General features: G+C 57.3%; 10 protein-coding genes. 4 read left to right on the top strand and 6 right to left on the bottom strand.

Features of this window, described 5'->3' with window-relative positions; translation table 11 throughout:
* The first annotated feature begins 317 nt into the window (after positions 1-317).
* Entirely contained in the window at positions 318-1,487 is a 1,170-nt protein-coding gene (locus P3T21_RS32590) for a dihydrolipoyl dehydrogenase family protein (RefSeq protein ID WP_429260057.1), read from the top strand.
* Positions 1,488-2,552: 1,065 nt separating this feature from the next.
* Here the strand turns inward: P3T21_RS32590 and P3T21_RS32595 are convergent.
* The gene (locus tag P3T21_RS32595; protein ID WP_429260058.1) at positions 2,553-3,215 is read right to left on the bottom strand and encodes a response regulator transcription factor; all 663 of its coding nucleotides are present in this window, start codon (positions 3,213-3,215) and stop codon (positions 2,553-2,555) included.
* 457 nt (positions 3,216-3,672) lie between these two features.
* On the bottom strand, positions 3,673-9,186 hold the full coding sequence (locus P3T21_RS32600) for a trifunctional serine/threonine-protein kinase/ATP-binding protein/sensor histidine kinase (protein WP_429260059.1): 5,514 nt from the start codon (positions 9,184-9,186) through the stop codon (positions 3,673-3,675).
* Between the two features lie 564 nt (positions 9,187-9,750).
* Between P3T21_RS32600 and gcvH the strand changes: the two genes are divergently transcribed.
* Genes gcvH through P3T21_RS32615 form a run of 3 tightly spaced genes read left to right on the top strand, consistent with a single transcriptional unit; the run spans position 9,751 to position 11,352 of the window.
* Positions 9,751-10,131: a glycine cleavage system protein GcvH gene (gene gcvH / locus P3T21_RS32605; RefSeq protein WP_429260060.1), complete on the top strand. Its 381-nt coding sequence runs from the start codon at positions 9,751-9,753 to the stop codon at positions 10,129-10,131.
* A 44-nt stretch (positions 10,132-10,175) separates the two neighbouring features.
* The gene (locus P3T21_RS32610) at positions 10,176-11,138 is read left to right on the top strand and encodes a LysR substrate-binding domain-containing protein (protein ID WP_429260061.1); all 963 of its coding nucleotides are present in this window, start codon (positions 10,176-10,178) and stop codon (positions 11,136-11,138) included.
* Positions 11,139-11,193: 55 nt separating this feature from the next.
* Entirely contained in the window at positions 11,194-11,352 is a 159-nt protein-coding gene (locus P3T21_RS32615; protein WP_429260080.1) for a hypothetical protein, read from the top strand.
* Positions 11,353-11,466: 114 nt separating this feature from the next.
* Here P3T21_RS32615 and P3T21_RS32620 read toward each other — a convergent pair whose 3' ends face one another.
* The 4 genes from P3T21_RS32620 to P3T21_RS32635 form a co-directional block, all read right to left on the bottom strand.
* Positions 11,467-12,216: an SDR family NAD(P)-dependent oxidoreductase gene (locus tag P3T21_RS32620; protein ID WP_429260062.1), complete on the bottom strand. Its 750-nt coding sequence runs from the start codon at positions 12,214-12,216 to the stop codon at positions 11,467-11,469.
* A gap of 312 nt (positions 12,217-12,528) precedes the next feature.
* Complete coding sequence (locus P3T21_RS32625) at positions 12,529-13,245, bottom strand: SDR family oxidoreductase (RefSeq protein ID WP_429260081.1); 717 nt, start codon at positions 13,243-13,245, stop codon at positions 12,529-12,531.
* 60 nt (positions 13,246-13,305) lie between these two features.
* Positions 13,306-13,974 carry a peroxiredoxin-like family protein gene (locus P3T21_RS32630; RefSeq protein WP_429260063.1) on the bottom strand — a complete coding sequence of 223 codons (669 nt, stop codon included), beginning with the start codon at positions 13,972-13,974 and terminating at the stop codon, positions 13,306-13,308.
* Between the two features lie 286 nt (positions 13,975-14,260).
* The gene (locus P3T21_RS32635) at positions 14,261-14,917 is read right to left on the bottom strand and encodes a gamma-glutamylcyclotransferase (protein ID WP_429260082.1); all 657 of its coding nucleotides are present in this window, start codon (positions 14,915-14,917) and stop codon (positions 14,261-14,263) included.
* Positions 14,918-15,219: the final 302 nt, after the last annotated feature.

Raw genomic sequence — 15,219 nt, forward strand, 5'->3', positions numbered from 1 at the left:
CCGGACTTCGCCAGATTCCACGCAAGAAGCACACGGAGTGAGATATGTCTAAGGTCGAGCATTTCGAAGTAGTGATTCTTGGTAGTGGGCAGGGAGGATTTCAATGAGCAGGACGAACGCATGAGTTTCCCGCCAAACGATGCCAAGGCGTCAACTACCGATCGGGCAAACACCAAAGTGCCAGCGGGTCTCAATTTCAATGGTGTGCAACAACATCTTCGATACAGCACTCGCCATTTGATGCCTTCACCGAAGCCAGCGCACGGGTGGCCCATCTCGTGCGGAATGCGAGTCAGTTCGGCATAAAGACTGCAGACGTGACGATCGACGTCTGCGCGGTACTTGCGCGCAAACGCGGCATGATCGAACGTGAGGTGTCGTTTCATCTAGGTGCGTACAAATCGAGCGGCGCGAGCCTGGTCATGGGCGATGGGCGTTTTGTTGGCCCCCGGACGATTGAAGTGCAACTGAATGAAGGCGGATTGCGTACGCTGAATGCTGACGAGATGATCGTGAACGTTGGCTCGCATGCAGCGATGCCAGTCATCCCGGGGCTCGAAGCTGCGAATCCCTTGACACATATCGGCGCGCTCAATCTCGACTATGCGCCAGCGCACCTGATCGTACTGGGCGGCGGGTATGTGGGGGTGGAGCTGGCTCAGGCATATCGCCGTTTTGGCAGCCGCGTGACGATAGTTCAGCGTGCGCCGCATCTCGTTCCGCTTGAGGACGTCGATGCCGCGGACGAATTGCAGGGGCTTCTGCGCGATGAAGGCATTGACGTGTTGACGTCGGCGGAAACGATTAGTGTGGAAGGATTGTCGGGAGCGTCGGTTCGGATAGTGATGCGGACGCCAGACGGGGAGCGCAAGATCGAAGGCAGCGACCTACTTGTTGCGACGGGCCGCATCCCCAATACGGCCGGGATCGGACTTGACAAGGCGGGGGTAGAACTAGACGAGCAAGGCTACATCCGAGTGAATGAATACTTGCAGACGACCGCACCAGGTACATGGGTTATTGGCGAGGCTGCAGGAAGTCCACACTTTACGCACGTATCCGTAGACGACTTCCGGGTAGTGCGTGACAACCTTTCAGGTGGCAAACACAGTAAGCGTGACCGTCTCGTGCCTCATACAGTATTTACGGATCCACCTCTTGCTCGAGTTGGAATAAACGAGCGCGAGGCAGAACAAAAAGGAGTTGCCTTTCGCGTTGCAACACTTCCGCTGAGCAATGTTCTGAGGACCGAAGCCACAGACGAGACGCGAGGTTTTATGAAGGTGCTGGTGAGCGCGGAAGACGATAATATCTTAGGTTTTTCGAAGATCGGCTCAGAAGCAGGCGAGGTCGTGGCCGTGGTTCAGGCCGCGATGCTGGCGAAGCTCCCCTATACGCAACTGCGTGACGCGATATTTTCACACTTGACGATGGCAGAAGGCCTCGGGCCGCTGTTCGCAAATGTACCGCAACGGCAGGTGAACTAGAAGTGCCGAGTCAGGAGGCGTGCTATACCCGGACACAGCGACAGTGGATGCGTAAACGCGGTACGTTGTCATTCGACAATGTCGTCATCCATTCCCGGGAGCGCTGCGCCTGCGGCGGACTTTTGCTTGTGACGCGGGCGACGACAACGATAGTGCCATGACAGATGCGTCGAAGGTCTTTCGACGACACATCATCTTGGGTCGCATGTGGGTCCTATCGGACATAGTGCCGTAAGAGTCGCTCGGCGAGAGACGGACCGCCACGTGAAATGCACGCGTCTCTGGCACAGACGGCGACGGCGACACGCTTTCAGCCGTTGGAATGCCCTAGACAAAGATACCTGGCGGACCTGGGCATCGCGTGCATCTCCCGCATACGGCGAGTTTGCCTTCGTCGACGCACCTGCCGACGTTCGCTTGCAAACGAACTCCCTACAATCACGGGACCCACGTGCCTCATTGTTCGGGCCCGTGACCGAATACGACATGCGTGATTAGAACGCTGAATGATACGAAGATATCATCACGGAAAACGTACCCGCGATCTATCTACACGATCCAATACAGACCGCGGCCCGGCTGCCGTGATTGATGCGAGACGTTGGGGATCTGAGCTTGCACAATAGTCCTATCGTGTCGGTCGTCGATAACGACGAAGCGGATTGTCTCGCGCTGAGTAGCCTTATTCGTTCGATGGGGATGCTAGTGTCTCTGTACGAGTCGGCATCCGCGTTTCTTGATCCGGGACGGACGAACGAGACTGCCTGTCTCATTTCGGATATTCGCATTTCAGAACTGTTAGGGATCGAATTGCGCGCACGTCTGGTCGAACACCTATCGACTTGCCGACGATTTTCACTACCCCGTACTCGACGCCGGTTCTGCGGGCTGGCGGGGCGCGAAGCGGTGCTCTCGCGTTGATCGGAAAGCCCTATTCGGCGGCGACTATGATGTACTGGATTATGGTCGCCTTGGACCGCAAGTAACGGCGTAGGATTCCGGTAGCATACGATCGACCTTTGCCGGCGCCGCCCTTTCTTTCGGTTGTAAGACGCAGTCCGCGTATCAGAGCGTCTTTTCGTGACTCGACTCTATTCGGAGCGCCTCCGCCTTGCGAACGAGGTCCGCGACCGACCTTGCCATCATTTTCCTCATTAACTGACCGCGATAGACTTTCACGGTGATCTCGCTGAGACGCATTTCAGCGGCGATTTGCTTGTTCATCAAGCCGGCGCTGACGAGAGCCATGACCTGCTGCTCGCGCTCCGTCAGCGATGCATAGGCAGTACGCAGTGAGGCAATCGATTCCTCGGCTGCGAGACGCTGACTATCGCGCGCAAGGGCTTGGGTGACGGCGTCCAGCATGTCCTGATCGCGAAAGGGTTTTGGAAAGAAATCTAGTGCCCCAGCTTTCATTGCCCTGACGCACATCTGCATGTCGCCGTAACCGGTCATGAAGAGGATGGGCATGTGCAGCCCATGTGTGATCATTTCCTGTTGAAACGAGAGCCCGTTCTCGCCTGGCAATCTGACATCTAGAATCAGGCAACTCGGGACGTTGGATTTCTTGAACTCGATGAAGGCTTGGGGCGAGGCAAACGTCTCGACCCGCAATCCGACCGAACGAAGCAAATTGCTCAAGGAAGCCTGCATTGATTCATCGTCGTCGATCACGTATACGACGGTGGTATTCGTCGTGCCGCCTCGTTGAGCGAAGTTGGGAGCCATGGAGAAGCCTCTTGAACCGGTTGACCAATACAGCGGAAGGAACAAGCGTCCGGAAGATTGTTTTCGATTTTAATGTCCGGCCGCGGGCGCGCGGCGAGTACCCATTCGAAATCACGAGAATTGTAGCGATCCCATCACGTCGGCGCACGTGGCGGTTCGTTTGGTCCAGAGGTGCTTCGCGTCCAGGGTCGATCGCCCGCGAATAGGCCGCTCTCGTAGAGGTTAAACGGGACGGGAGATGGCTGATCAGGACGTCCAGCGCTGCCGTTTTCTACGGGTCATCTGTTCTGGAGAATGCTCGTCTAGCCGGCTCCACATAAGATTGTTGCCTTTGAGTCAGCACAGTAATGTGTTCAGTAGTGAGCTAGGCGCCCAACTACCCGGTTCCACATCAGACTCGTGCTATGTGACGCAATTCGTGAAAGGTATTTCGACAGTCGATAGTCTTTTTTGTCCGTTATAGGCTATTGCATATGTCTTTCGCGTCTACGGGCAAATTGAATCGAAAGACTGAACCGAAGGGTGAATTCGCTGTTGCGCGCAACTTGCCCTGATGTGCTTCGACGATAGATCGGCAGATCGACAATCCCATTCCCAAGCCACTTGTCTTAGTTGTGTAGAACGGTTCAAAGAGACGCTGGACATCCTCTGGGGAAAATCCGAGTCCGGAATCGCAGACTGTGACAACCAGGTCGCCCAATTCGTCCAGATCAGAACGGATAGTGAGGGTCCTTTCGCGGTCGACGGTATGCATCGCCTCGATCGCATTGATGGTTAGGTTCATCACGACTTGTTGTAGTTGGACACGGTCGCCGTGGATCGCCGGCATTGATTCCGACAATCGTGTTTGCACCGAAATGCCCTGATTCTCAGCTTCGCCGCGCGTCAGAGCAACGACTTCAAGAATGACATCGTTCATCTGTAGCCATTCTATGTACGTCGGCGTATTTTTGACGAATCCGTGTATTCGGCTCATGATTGCGTCGGCGCGCATTGCGTCACGGGTGATCTGCTCCAGAATCTGGCGCGCTTCATCAAGCCTCGGTGACGGCGCGTTCAGCCAGCGCAGACCGGCCGACGCATTGGTCGCAATCGAGCTGATTGGTTGCCGTATCTCGTGGCTGATCGACGCGGTCAGTTGGCCCATCGTGGCAACACGGCAGGCATGAGCGAACGCAGTTTGCACTTCGCGATTCCGGCGTTCGCTCTCACGGATTTCGGCCTCGGCTCGTTTTCTGTCAGTAAGATCCAGGACGAAAGCGACACCCTGCTTTCCGTCGTCCTCAAGCGTGGCGGCGCCGACCAGAACCGGTACGAGATTGCCGTTAGCCTTGAAAAACTCCTTTTCGTACAGCGGGAGCGTGCCGGTCGCATCGAGCTCGGTAAGTCCTCGCTTGTCCTGCGCAAGCCATCGGGAAGGCGTGAGTTCCGTCCAACACAACTGGCCTGTAGAGAGCTCTTCGCGGGTTCGCCCCACGATACTGAGAAATGCGTCGTTGGCGTCGAGAATTTTCCCCTGGTAATCCCAGATGAAGATCCCCACGATGTTTGCATCGACGAGACGGCGAATTTTTGCTTCCCGCTGCGCGAGTTCTCGATACAGGCGGGCATTCTCGAACGTGATTGCTGCCAGCGAAGTCAACAATTTCAGGGCGGCAATCCGGTTTGAGACAAAGACACCCGGAGCGAGACTGTTCTCGAGATAAAGCACACCGACGAGCTTCGTATGGGCGATCAGTGGGAGAAACAGCATCGAACGTGTGTGGTTGGCAACCACGTATGGATCGATGGCGTAGGTCGATTGCGCAATCGCGTCGTCGACAATGACGTTTTCCCCGGTTCGCCACGCGTAGCGGAGCCCGGCTTCAGGCAGCGCAGTCGACGAAAGCGGCTCGTCACATAGTCGTACTGAAACGGTGTCAAAGGTCGTCGACGCCTCGGCGAGAATGCGTGCCGCCTCGCCGCTCGATAAAACCAGCAGGCCGCGCTCCGCGCCGGCCTGTTCGAGCGCCATGCGCATAATCGTATCGACGAGCTTCTCCTGTATGATCTCGCCCGCGATTGCTTGCGATACCTTGATCACAGTGCCGAGATCGAGGCGTTCGACGGATGTGCGAATCGTGCGCGCTGGAGCGATGGTAGTGTCCTGGGCAATCAGCTCCTTATATTTCGCTTCGAGTTGACGCACCTTGCCGCCCGCTCCCCAGCTTAGGTAGCAGTATCGAGCGTTGCGCAAATACGCGTGGGCAATAATCTCGAAACCCCGTGCAGCGTAGAACTGCGCCGCCAGCTCGCTGGCAAGCCCTTCATTGTGTACGAACCCGTTCTCGCGGGCGAGGCGGATTGAACGTTCGTAGAGTTGCTCTGCTTCGAGCAAGCGCCCTTCGATACAGGCGATTTCGGCCTCCACGAGCGCGAGGCGATTCTCGAAATTGTGTGGGCAGTTCGTTGCCCAAGTGGCGAGCTTGCCGAGTAGCATAGTCGCACGCTCCAGACATTGCTGCTTTTCGTTGTCTGGTGCGACGCCGCGGCGGGCAATCCAGGCCAGCGCACCGTAGAAATGATATTCGGCCTCTTCGAGAAACGACTCCGATGTCCAGAGCAGCGAGTGTGCTTTAGACGCGGCGTCAGTAGCCGCGAGATAGTCGCCCGTCAGATAGCGTGCCTGCAATTTTCGGATCCAGTACCAGCACTCTGCAATGGCCAACTCGGGCGTTCCTGATAGATGTTGCTCAAAACATTGTTCGACTAGGTGTTGACCGTCGAGTCGACCGAACGTTGAAACGGAACCGCTCAGCATCTGAATGAATGCGAGCTGTGTGTTGATAATGTCGACGACGAGTACGTGTCGTGCGTTTCGGGCGAACGTGAGCCCTCGCTCAGCTTCGATCTGCACATCGGAGAGATGATCGCCGGAAAAGAGGAGATCGGAATTCAGATTGTTGCAGCTGTAAGCCGCATATTGCAGATCGCCAATGTGATTCGCTGCGTCAAACGCGCTTTTCAGAACGGGGCGGCTCTCTCGGACGGGTTGCGTCCAGCGCATCACGAATACGGCGAAGCACAGGTAGGTGCTGGCTTTATATCGTAAGAGTCCACGTTGTTCGACAAGTGCATAGCCAAGCTGGCCGAATCGGAGTCCGATTTCGTAATGCCCGAACTTGATGTTGGCTATGCGGGCAAGCCCAACGAATGCGAGACAGGATGCATCGCAAATACCGTGTTTGAGGCTGATGCTGGCGGCTTTGCAGATGCAGAGGCATGTGAGATTCGAGTCGGTGAAGATTGCCGCGGGCTGCAGCTTTGTCAAAACTTCGACGGCTGCGAGCGATTCGGGGTCACCCATGGTCGGCAGGTCGATCATGTCTTCAATGGAACGGCTGCCAACGTACAGAAGAATCCGTTCGTACTCGCGCTGAACTTCCGACGCAGATGGATGATGCGACCATACGATGCCGATATGGCGCAAATAGTCGAGCGCAACTGCGATGGCCCGGTCGCTGCGGCCAAGTGTTGTGCAAACATCCATCAAAAGACATACGACAGACAAACGTTCGCGAGTATTCAATGCATGCGTGGCCAAAGCTGTCAGCCGACGGTCGGCGGCGGCGGTCTCTCCGCTAAGGAACTCGCATTCGGCACGCTCCTGTTCGAGCGAGAAGATCAGATCGTGGTGTCGATTCCAACAGGCTTCGTCGAGCAAGTCCATCCCGGCACTGAGATATGCGAGTGCGGACGTGTAGGCAGTCGAGGCCTTTGCGCGCCGCGCTGCGGTCAGATTCAATCCGGCTATCTTGTCACGTTCCTCTTGGAACAGCACCAGAGAGCTGCCGTGGTTGTATTGATTGACAATTGCGAATATCTCTTCCTCGAGTCTCTCTGCCGCCGTGCACTCGACCAGGATTCGGGCGATGAGGAGATGGGTGCGTGCCCGATCCGAAATCGTTGAATACGCCGCTTCGCGAACACGGTCGTGAACGAACCGATACGCGTCGGCGCGGCGCTCGACGAGCTGAGACGCGACTGCACCCGAAAGCTCCATTTCGATTTGTCTCTCGGATGTGCGACGGATACTCGCAAGGATACCAATCTTGGCAGCACTTCCAAGGCACGCGAGTTCCTGTAGTACTTGCCTGCTTTCGGATGGAAGACGACCTAACTTTTCGCTCATCAACTCGACGATATTGTCGGTGTGGCGATTCGATTGCATGCTTTGGAGATTCCAGGTCCAGCAGGCGGTGTCGTGGTCAAAGGTGAGCGACCCCTCCTCGGCAAGTGCGGTCAGGAACTGCACGACGAAGAAGGGACTTCCGCCGGTCTTCTGCGAGACGACATCGGTGAGTGACTCCACACATTCCCTGCTACGTCGAAGCGCGTCGGCGATCAATTGTGCGAGATGTTCACGTGCAAGGGGACGCAGATTGATCTCTTGTACTGCGGTGCCGTTGTCCCTGAACGCGTTTAGGGTAAGTCGCAGCAGGTGCCTCGCGTCGATCTCATTGTCCCGATAGGCGCCGATCAGCATCAGATGGCGGACATCGGGTGTCGTCACGAGATCAGCGAGCAGATCGAGCGTTGCATCGTCGGCCCAATGCAGGTCATCGAGAAAGAGCACCAGGGGATGAGCATCGTTCGCAAAGACACCGACAAACCGTCGAAATATGAGCCGGAAGCGCATTTGTGCCTGCTGCGGCGGAAGGTCGGGTACCGGAGGTTGGTCGCCGACGATTAGCCTCAATCCTGGGATTAGATCCGTCATAAGCTTCCCGTTCGGTCCAACCGCGCTCAAGAGCGCGTCGCGCCAGGCCACCAATTCGGTCTCGCTCTTTGCGAGCAGCAGATTCACCAGGCCTTGGAATGCGTGCGCGAGTGTCGAATAGGGAATGTCGGGTTTGGATTGATCGAACTTGCCCGATGCGAAAAGCCCTCGTGATGGCAACGTGACGCTGTGCAGTTCGTTGACGAGGGAGGACTTGCCTATCCCCGAATGGCCCGAAACGAGTACCACTTCTGGCCGTTGGTTGACGGCGACACGGCAAAATGTTTCAAGCAGCGTCGTGATTTCCTGCTCCCGTCCGTAAAGCTTTTCTGGAATCAGAAGCCGATTGGGGAGATCGTGATCAGCCAGCGGAAAATGGGAGATCTGGCCGGTTGCGTTCCACTCGGTAAGACAACGAGATAAGTCGTTCTCGACGCTAGAGGCAGTCTGGTATCGATCGTCGGACGTCTTCGCAAGCAGCTTCATGATGATTGCGCAGATCTGGAGAGGTATGCCGGGAACTCGTTCGCTCGGTGAGAGCGGAATTCTCGCGATGTGACAATGTATCCATTCCATTGGGTCTGCTGCCGAGAAAGGCAATGAGCCCGTAAGCAGTTGGTAGAGCGTGACGCCGAGGGAGTAGAGGTCGCTGCGCGCGTCGATAGACCGATTTGTGCGGCCGGTTTGCTCGGGTGCCATATAAGCAAGCGTACCGGCGATAAACTCGAGTGGCTCGGGCGTCTGACGCTCACGCGATAATCGTGTCGCAATGCCAAAGCCGGTGAGACGTACCGATCCCGATGACTCGTCTACGAGTATGTGGGCAGGCTTGAGGTCTTTATGAACCAGGCCGTGCCGATGCATATGGCTGACCGCCGCTGAAATGCGAGAGGCGAGTCGAAGAAATCGAACGACACCGAACGGTTCACCAAGTGTGCGCGCAAGTGGTACGCCGTCGAAGTTTTCGAATTTCAGAACGAATTGATCGCCACGACGTACGAGTTCCACGGGGCGGATCGACCACGCTCCGTCAAGTTGATCCTTAAGTCCGTATTCGTGTAAAAGGCGTTCCCGGCTCGCAGCGCTCGGCGGGAATCCCTTCGCTCGGGCGGCTAGCGTCGAAATTTGCTCGTCGTTGGCATTTACGCTCTGAGTTCGGTAGAAGGTTATATCTCCATCTTCCCACAGTATTTCGGCGGCACGGTCTAACACTGTGCGGGCTCCTTCACTTGAATTCGACAACTGGTACTCCCAACAAGGGTGCGAGTGTGAGGCGGGGGCACGACGGTATGCGTTGTGGGCGCTCGGATCACGCAAGACAATCTTGATTCAGCGCGATAAAAGCGATTCACGTGCCCTCCGCTTCTCGATAGTCAGGTCGGCATCGATGGTCTGAGTTTATCGCCTGGGCGTCAGTGATACGATTTCCGTACCGGATGTTCAATTTGAAGCAATGTGGTAAGTAATAGTGCCGACTCAAGCCCACGGTCAAAGTAACCTCATGGATTTCGCCAGCGTCACTCGGGGCTGCAAAGCCGCTATGCGTGCGACGTCCCGTAGGCCACTAGCTCTTTCCGGCCTGCTGCGCGCGGGACTGGCAGCTGCGTTGTGAGGAAAGGCGCGTGACTGTGCAGACGATTCTGGGAAACTACATGTCGTGACGTCTATTGACTGTCAGTCACCGCAGAATTGAATATTCGTGGCGACTGTTGCGCGGTGTGCGTTGTCGATACAATGGGCCGACATTCAACCGGCCTGCCAACCAGGAGACACTCCATGAGCTTGCCTGACGATCTTAAGTACGCTGAAACGCATGAATGGGTTCGCGTCGAATCCGACGGGACTCTGACAGTCGGAATTACCGAACATGCGCAGGAATCGCTCGGCGATATTGTGAGCTTCGAATTGCCCGGAGCAGGAAAGGTTGTCGCAGCTGGTGAGGTTGTGGCAACTGTCGAGTCGGTCAAAGCGGCATCGGAGATTCACGCACCGGTGTCGGGGCAGATTGTCGAGTCCAATGCGCTGGCGCAGGACGACCCGGGCAGCGTCAATACCGATCCGTACGGAACTTGGCTGTTCAGGCTGGCGCCGCAGGACCTGGGTGAGGTGGACGGATTGATGTCGGCCATGGCCTACAGCGAATCGGTTGGAGAGTGACGCGCCACGTCGAGCGCTGCGCTGGCAAACAGTAGGAGTAGCGAGTGGATCTTTCCGCTGTTGAGGCATTCGTGCGGGTTGCGGAATCGAGGAGCTTTACGGAAGCCGCCCGGGTCATGGGCCTGACCGGTTCGGGCATTAGCCGGGCCATCAGCCGGCTGGAGGCGCAGACGGGGGTGATACTGCTGAACCGGACGACGCGAAACGTCGGGTTGACCGCGGAAGGCGCGATGTTCTACGAACGGTGCCGCGACATCCTGGCCGAATTGAAGCTGGCGGAGACAGAGTTACTGGACGCGGCGAGCGCCCCGTCGGGGCGGTTGAGGATTACGGCGCCCATCGGGTATGCCCGTTCGGTCCTGGTGCCGATGCTGCCGAAGTTTCGCCAGCTCCATTCGAACGTCGTGGTGGAGATGAGTCTGTCGGACGCGATCGTCGATCTGATCGACGACGGTTTCGATCTGGCGATCCGGATCGGCGAGCTCATTCCGCCGAAGCTGACGTCACGCAGAATTGGTGTCGCAAGATGGGTTGCGTGCGCGAGTCGGGAATACCTGGAAGAACACGGGTATCCGGCCACACCGGACGATCTTGCACTTCATGACTGCGTCGCCTTTCAGTCGGCCGATTCGCGGCGGCACCGTGACTGGCAGTTCTGGCACGGAAGCAGAAGCTGGACGGTCAGGATAGGAGACATGGCGCAGCAGACCATCGACCACTGCGACGTGATTGTCGACGCGGCACTGGCGGGAGCGGGCATCGTCTACATGCATGATTACGTTGTTGAGCCACATCTGCGTCAAGGCACGCTCGTGAGGGTATTGGAAGATTACTCGACACCCGAGCGTTCGATTCATCTGCTATATCCGGCGATGCGTGCGTTGACGCCGAAGGTCCAGGCATTCATCGAATACTCGATGCATGAATTTGGGATTGTCGACGTTTCGGGTCACCGTACCGCTTTGTCGCGTCGTACGTCGAATCAGCTGATGTCCGGAACGAGCTAATCGATCTTCTGATCACGCACTGGGAAGTTGACTGTCAAAGCCGCGCGAGCCACATCTGCGTCAAGGCACGCTCGTGAGGGTATTGGAAGATTACTCGACACCCGAGCGTTCGATTCATCTGCTATATCCGGCGATGCGTGCGTTGGCGCCGAAGGTCCAGGCATTCATCGAATACTCGATGAACGAATTCGGAATTGCAGACGATTCAAGATAGCGCAACGCAGCATGACGCCGCGCGTCCGGATGCATGACACGTAGCTATCCGCGCGATGCCGGTTCCGGACGCGGTGTTGCTCACCTGTGCGTCAACATCGTTATACGACGTCGATCAAACCTGCGCGAGGCCGCCATCCACGAATAGTTCGATCCCCGCAACGTAGCTGCTGTCCTCTGACGCAAGGAACAATACTGCGGCCGCCAGTTCCTCCGGTCGCCCAACGCGGCCCAAAGGCGTGGCGGCGGCGAATTTTGCGCGTAATTCGTCTGCTTCTGACGCCGTCGTTACCTGGCTTTCGATGATCGGCGTATCGATCGCGCCCGGGCTGATCGCGTTGACCCGAATATTGCGCCCCTTCAACTCTATCGTCCAGGTTCGGGCAAGAGAGCGAACGGCGGCTTTGGCTGCACTATACGTATCGTGCGCATCGATTCCCATGATACCCGCGATGGAACTCGTGAGAATGATGCTGCTGCCGTCGCGCAATAGCGGGAGCGCCTTCTGCACGGTGAAGATCAGACCACGGACGTTGACGTCGAACGTTTTGTCATAGTGCTCGGGCGTGATCTCTTCGAGTGTTTTGTGTTCGATCGATCCGGAGTTGGCGAAGAGCACGTCGATATTTTCGCGTTCATTCCGGACGATGGAATACAGATGATCGAGTTCGTCGAGATTCGTAACGTCCGCCTTCACGGCAGTCACGTTCCGGCCGATGAGGGTGGCCGCGCGGTCGAGTTCCGCCTGACGTCGGCCGACGATAAAGACGTATGCGCCTTCTTCGACGAACCGCTGGGCAGTTGCTAGGCCGATACCGCTGTTTCCGCCGGTGATGACCGCCGTCTTGTTAAGAAGCCTGTTCATAATACGTACCTCAATGTTGGGTTGTCACGGTAAAAGAAGCCCCACGCGCAACGTGCGGGTGGAACACGTTACGTCGAGAAAGGCTGGGTCGAGCTGGCCGATTGGACGCCGCCACGGTCCACCCGCGGGGGGCTCTCGCCCTCCGGGCTCCTAGTGACTGCCAGGGCCCGCGAAATTGCTGCATTCGTGGAAAGAGCGGGAAGCTTGGATCGGAAAGCGGAAAAAGAGGATTCGTTTGCTACTGAACACCATGAGGTCTCGTCGCTTCGACTCGAATATCGCTGCGTCACCGACCCGAAGCGGCGCCGTGGATCAAAACGGGGCCTTGCCGATTGATGCCCCGCCGTCCACATACAGCGTCTGACCAGTGATGAAACCAGCGTCCTCCGAGAGCAGGAATGAAATTGCTGCCGCAATTTCGTCGGGCTTTCCGACGCGTCCCATTGGCACGGCGGCGAGGTAACGTCGCTCGCTCTCGCTTCCCGGCGGGTTGTTGGCTCGAAACAGTTCGGTTTCTGTTGGCCCCGGTGCCACTGCGTTGACAGTGATGCCTGTATCAGCCAATTCCAAAGCCCACGAGCGCGCGAAGCTTACGAGTGCGGCCTTTGCCGCTGCATACGCGGTGCGCTGGGCTACGCCGAGTACGGTCAAGCTGGAGATGTTGACAATACGTCCCCAGCGACGTTCGCGCATACCAGGTAGCAGCGCCTGGACGGTCTGTACGGTCGGGTGCAGGTTGAGCGTAAGGACATCGTTCAGATCGTCGAGGTTGATGTTCCCGAGGTTCTGGGGGCGCACGAGGCCGACGTTGTTGATCACGCCGTCGATCGTGTGGCGGCGCGTCAAATCGTGCAGTGCTGCTTCGGTCGCGTCGCGATTTGCGAGGTCGACCCGGACTAGCTCGCCCGGAAATTCCGCATCTTCGCGCGCGAGACCGATGACGCGGTTACCGCTTCGCACAAGGCGTTCGGAGAGCGCTTGTCCAATACCCTTGGTTGCGCCGGTGATCAGGAAAGTGCGTGTAGTCATGGGATGCTCCGGAATGAAGGTCAAAGCCGCGCCGCGTGGCGGCGCGGACGGGGGCATGGGTCAAGCGCTGGTGGCCTTCCCGAGGACCGGCAGCATTTCCGACGGGTCGGGGCGATGCGTGTAGTCCGGATTGATTTCGGAGTACAGCACGAGGCCGTCCTGACCGATGACATAGCGCGCCGGCATCGGCAGGGTCCAGCTCGGATCGTCGTTGAACGCCGGCAGATCGTTCTTGAGCTTCTTGTACAGTTCGATCAGATAGTCGGGCAGATTGAAACGCAGGCCGAAGGCCGCCGCGGTCTCGTTCCTGACATCGCTCAGTACCGGGAAACGCAGCTCGTTGGTGCGCACGGACTTGCGGCTGTTGACGGCGGTCTGCGGCGAGATGGCGACTACGTTGGCGCCGAGCGCCTGAATCTGCGGCAGGACTTCGTTCATCGCCTGCAGTTCGAGGTTGCAGTACGGACACCAGACGCCGCGGTAGAACGTGACGATGAGCGGTCCTTTGGCAAGCAGTTCGGCGGAGGACACCTTATTGCCGTCCTGATCCAACAGGCGGAATCGCGGTGCGCGGTCGCCGGCCTTGACGGCGCGGCTTGCCTGTCCGCTGGCGATGAGTTCGGTGGTCGCGCGTTCCATAATCGGATGGATTTCGGGCGGCGCGTGGTACGGCGGCTTGCCTGACTTGAAGTCAGCCTTGAATGCGTCGAGCTTGTCCTGTAGCGACATGATAGGTTTCCGGTTTGGTTGATCGGGGACGTCGGTTCTGGGTAGATGCACCGTCGGTTCATCCTGATGTCATCTTCAGGGAATCCGCGTCGCGCTGGTAGAGAGCCAGGGGAATAACTCCCATTCTCCACAGGCATGTCTGACCCGGCACCCACAGTCCCGCACGGGCCTGCGTGCCCGTAGTGCGCCTCATCGTCCGTCGGTGCGCCGCGGACCGGTTTGGCGATGGCATTCGCGAGCTAGCATCGAGCCATTCAGACCGTTTGTCAGTAATTGCTTCAACCGATCACGGGCAATCTAACTCGGATTGACGTCGGATGACAGCGTCAACCAGGTCGTCTATATAGCTATCCGCGATGTTCCAGGCTGCTAGCGATTCCTTGAGTTTAAAAAGATACTCAGCGTTCGTTCCGAGGGGACCGTAGGCTGACGCGATGAACGCCGCTACTGAAGCAACGGACGCGTTGGGCTCATAGAGATGGTGATTTTGATTGGCAACAAATATCAATGCCGTTGGGCAGGTGCCATCCTCCATCGCTATCGGCGCCCAGATCGGTTGATATGCGCCCGTCGGCATTTCCCGGACCCATAAGAGGGGTAATTCCTCTTCAAGTGCGTACACTGGTAAGCGCAACGCGATTCCTTCGGTCTTTCCGACAGACTCTAGGGACAGCATTCTGCCCGGCGACCGCGGGCTGGAGCGTCCGGCGATCGTTCTAAGGCAAAAACTCCGATGCCACCCGTCGAGAGTGGCTTTGCGGCGTGTCTCGAACCGGCAGACAGGGTTCCATATTAGCGACCCATAGGCGAACACCCAAAGGTCACCCGCGCCCGGACGGGCATTTATGGTGTCGCGCATAGATCGTTCGATCTGTGCGGCAGTCCAGCGTACGTGTTTTGGAATGGACGCGAAATGCTCAAGATATCGGCCTGAGCTGAACATCGTTCGGTCTGTCACGGCGCACTCAATTTGATGGAACGGCAAGTGTCAAAGTTAGGGAAGCGTTGATCAACTAGTACGTTGTCGGCATTGCCGACGACTCAGCCCGCAATTGTCGGAATGACAAGGAAATTCAGTCTCGACCAAGGCCAGCTTTGTTCGTACCCGGATCCCTCTTATTGCATTTCTCGCACACGTGGCGGAACTCCTCTATGGCACGACCGCAACAAGCGTTTCGCGATCGTCAGGTTTCGCCAAAGCGAACTGGCTAATTCCTGAAGATATGAAGCGGATGCTCGCCCCGC

Origin of the sequence: Paraburkholderia sp. GAS334 (assembly GCF_050436625.1) — a bacterium.
Lineage (GTDB): Bacteria > Pseudomonadota > Gammaproteobacteria > Burkholderiales > Burkholderiaceae > Paraburkholderia.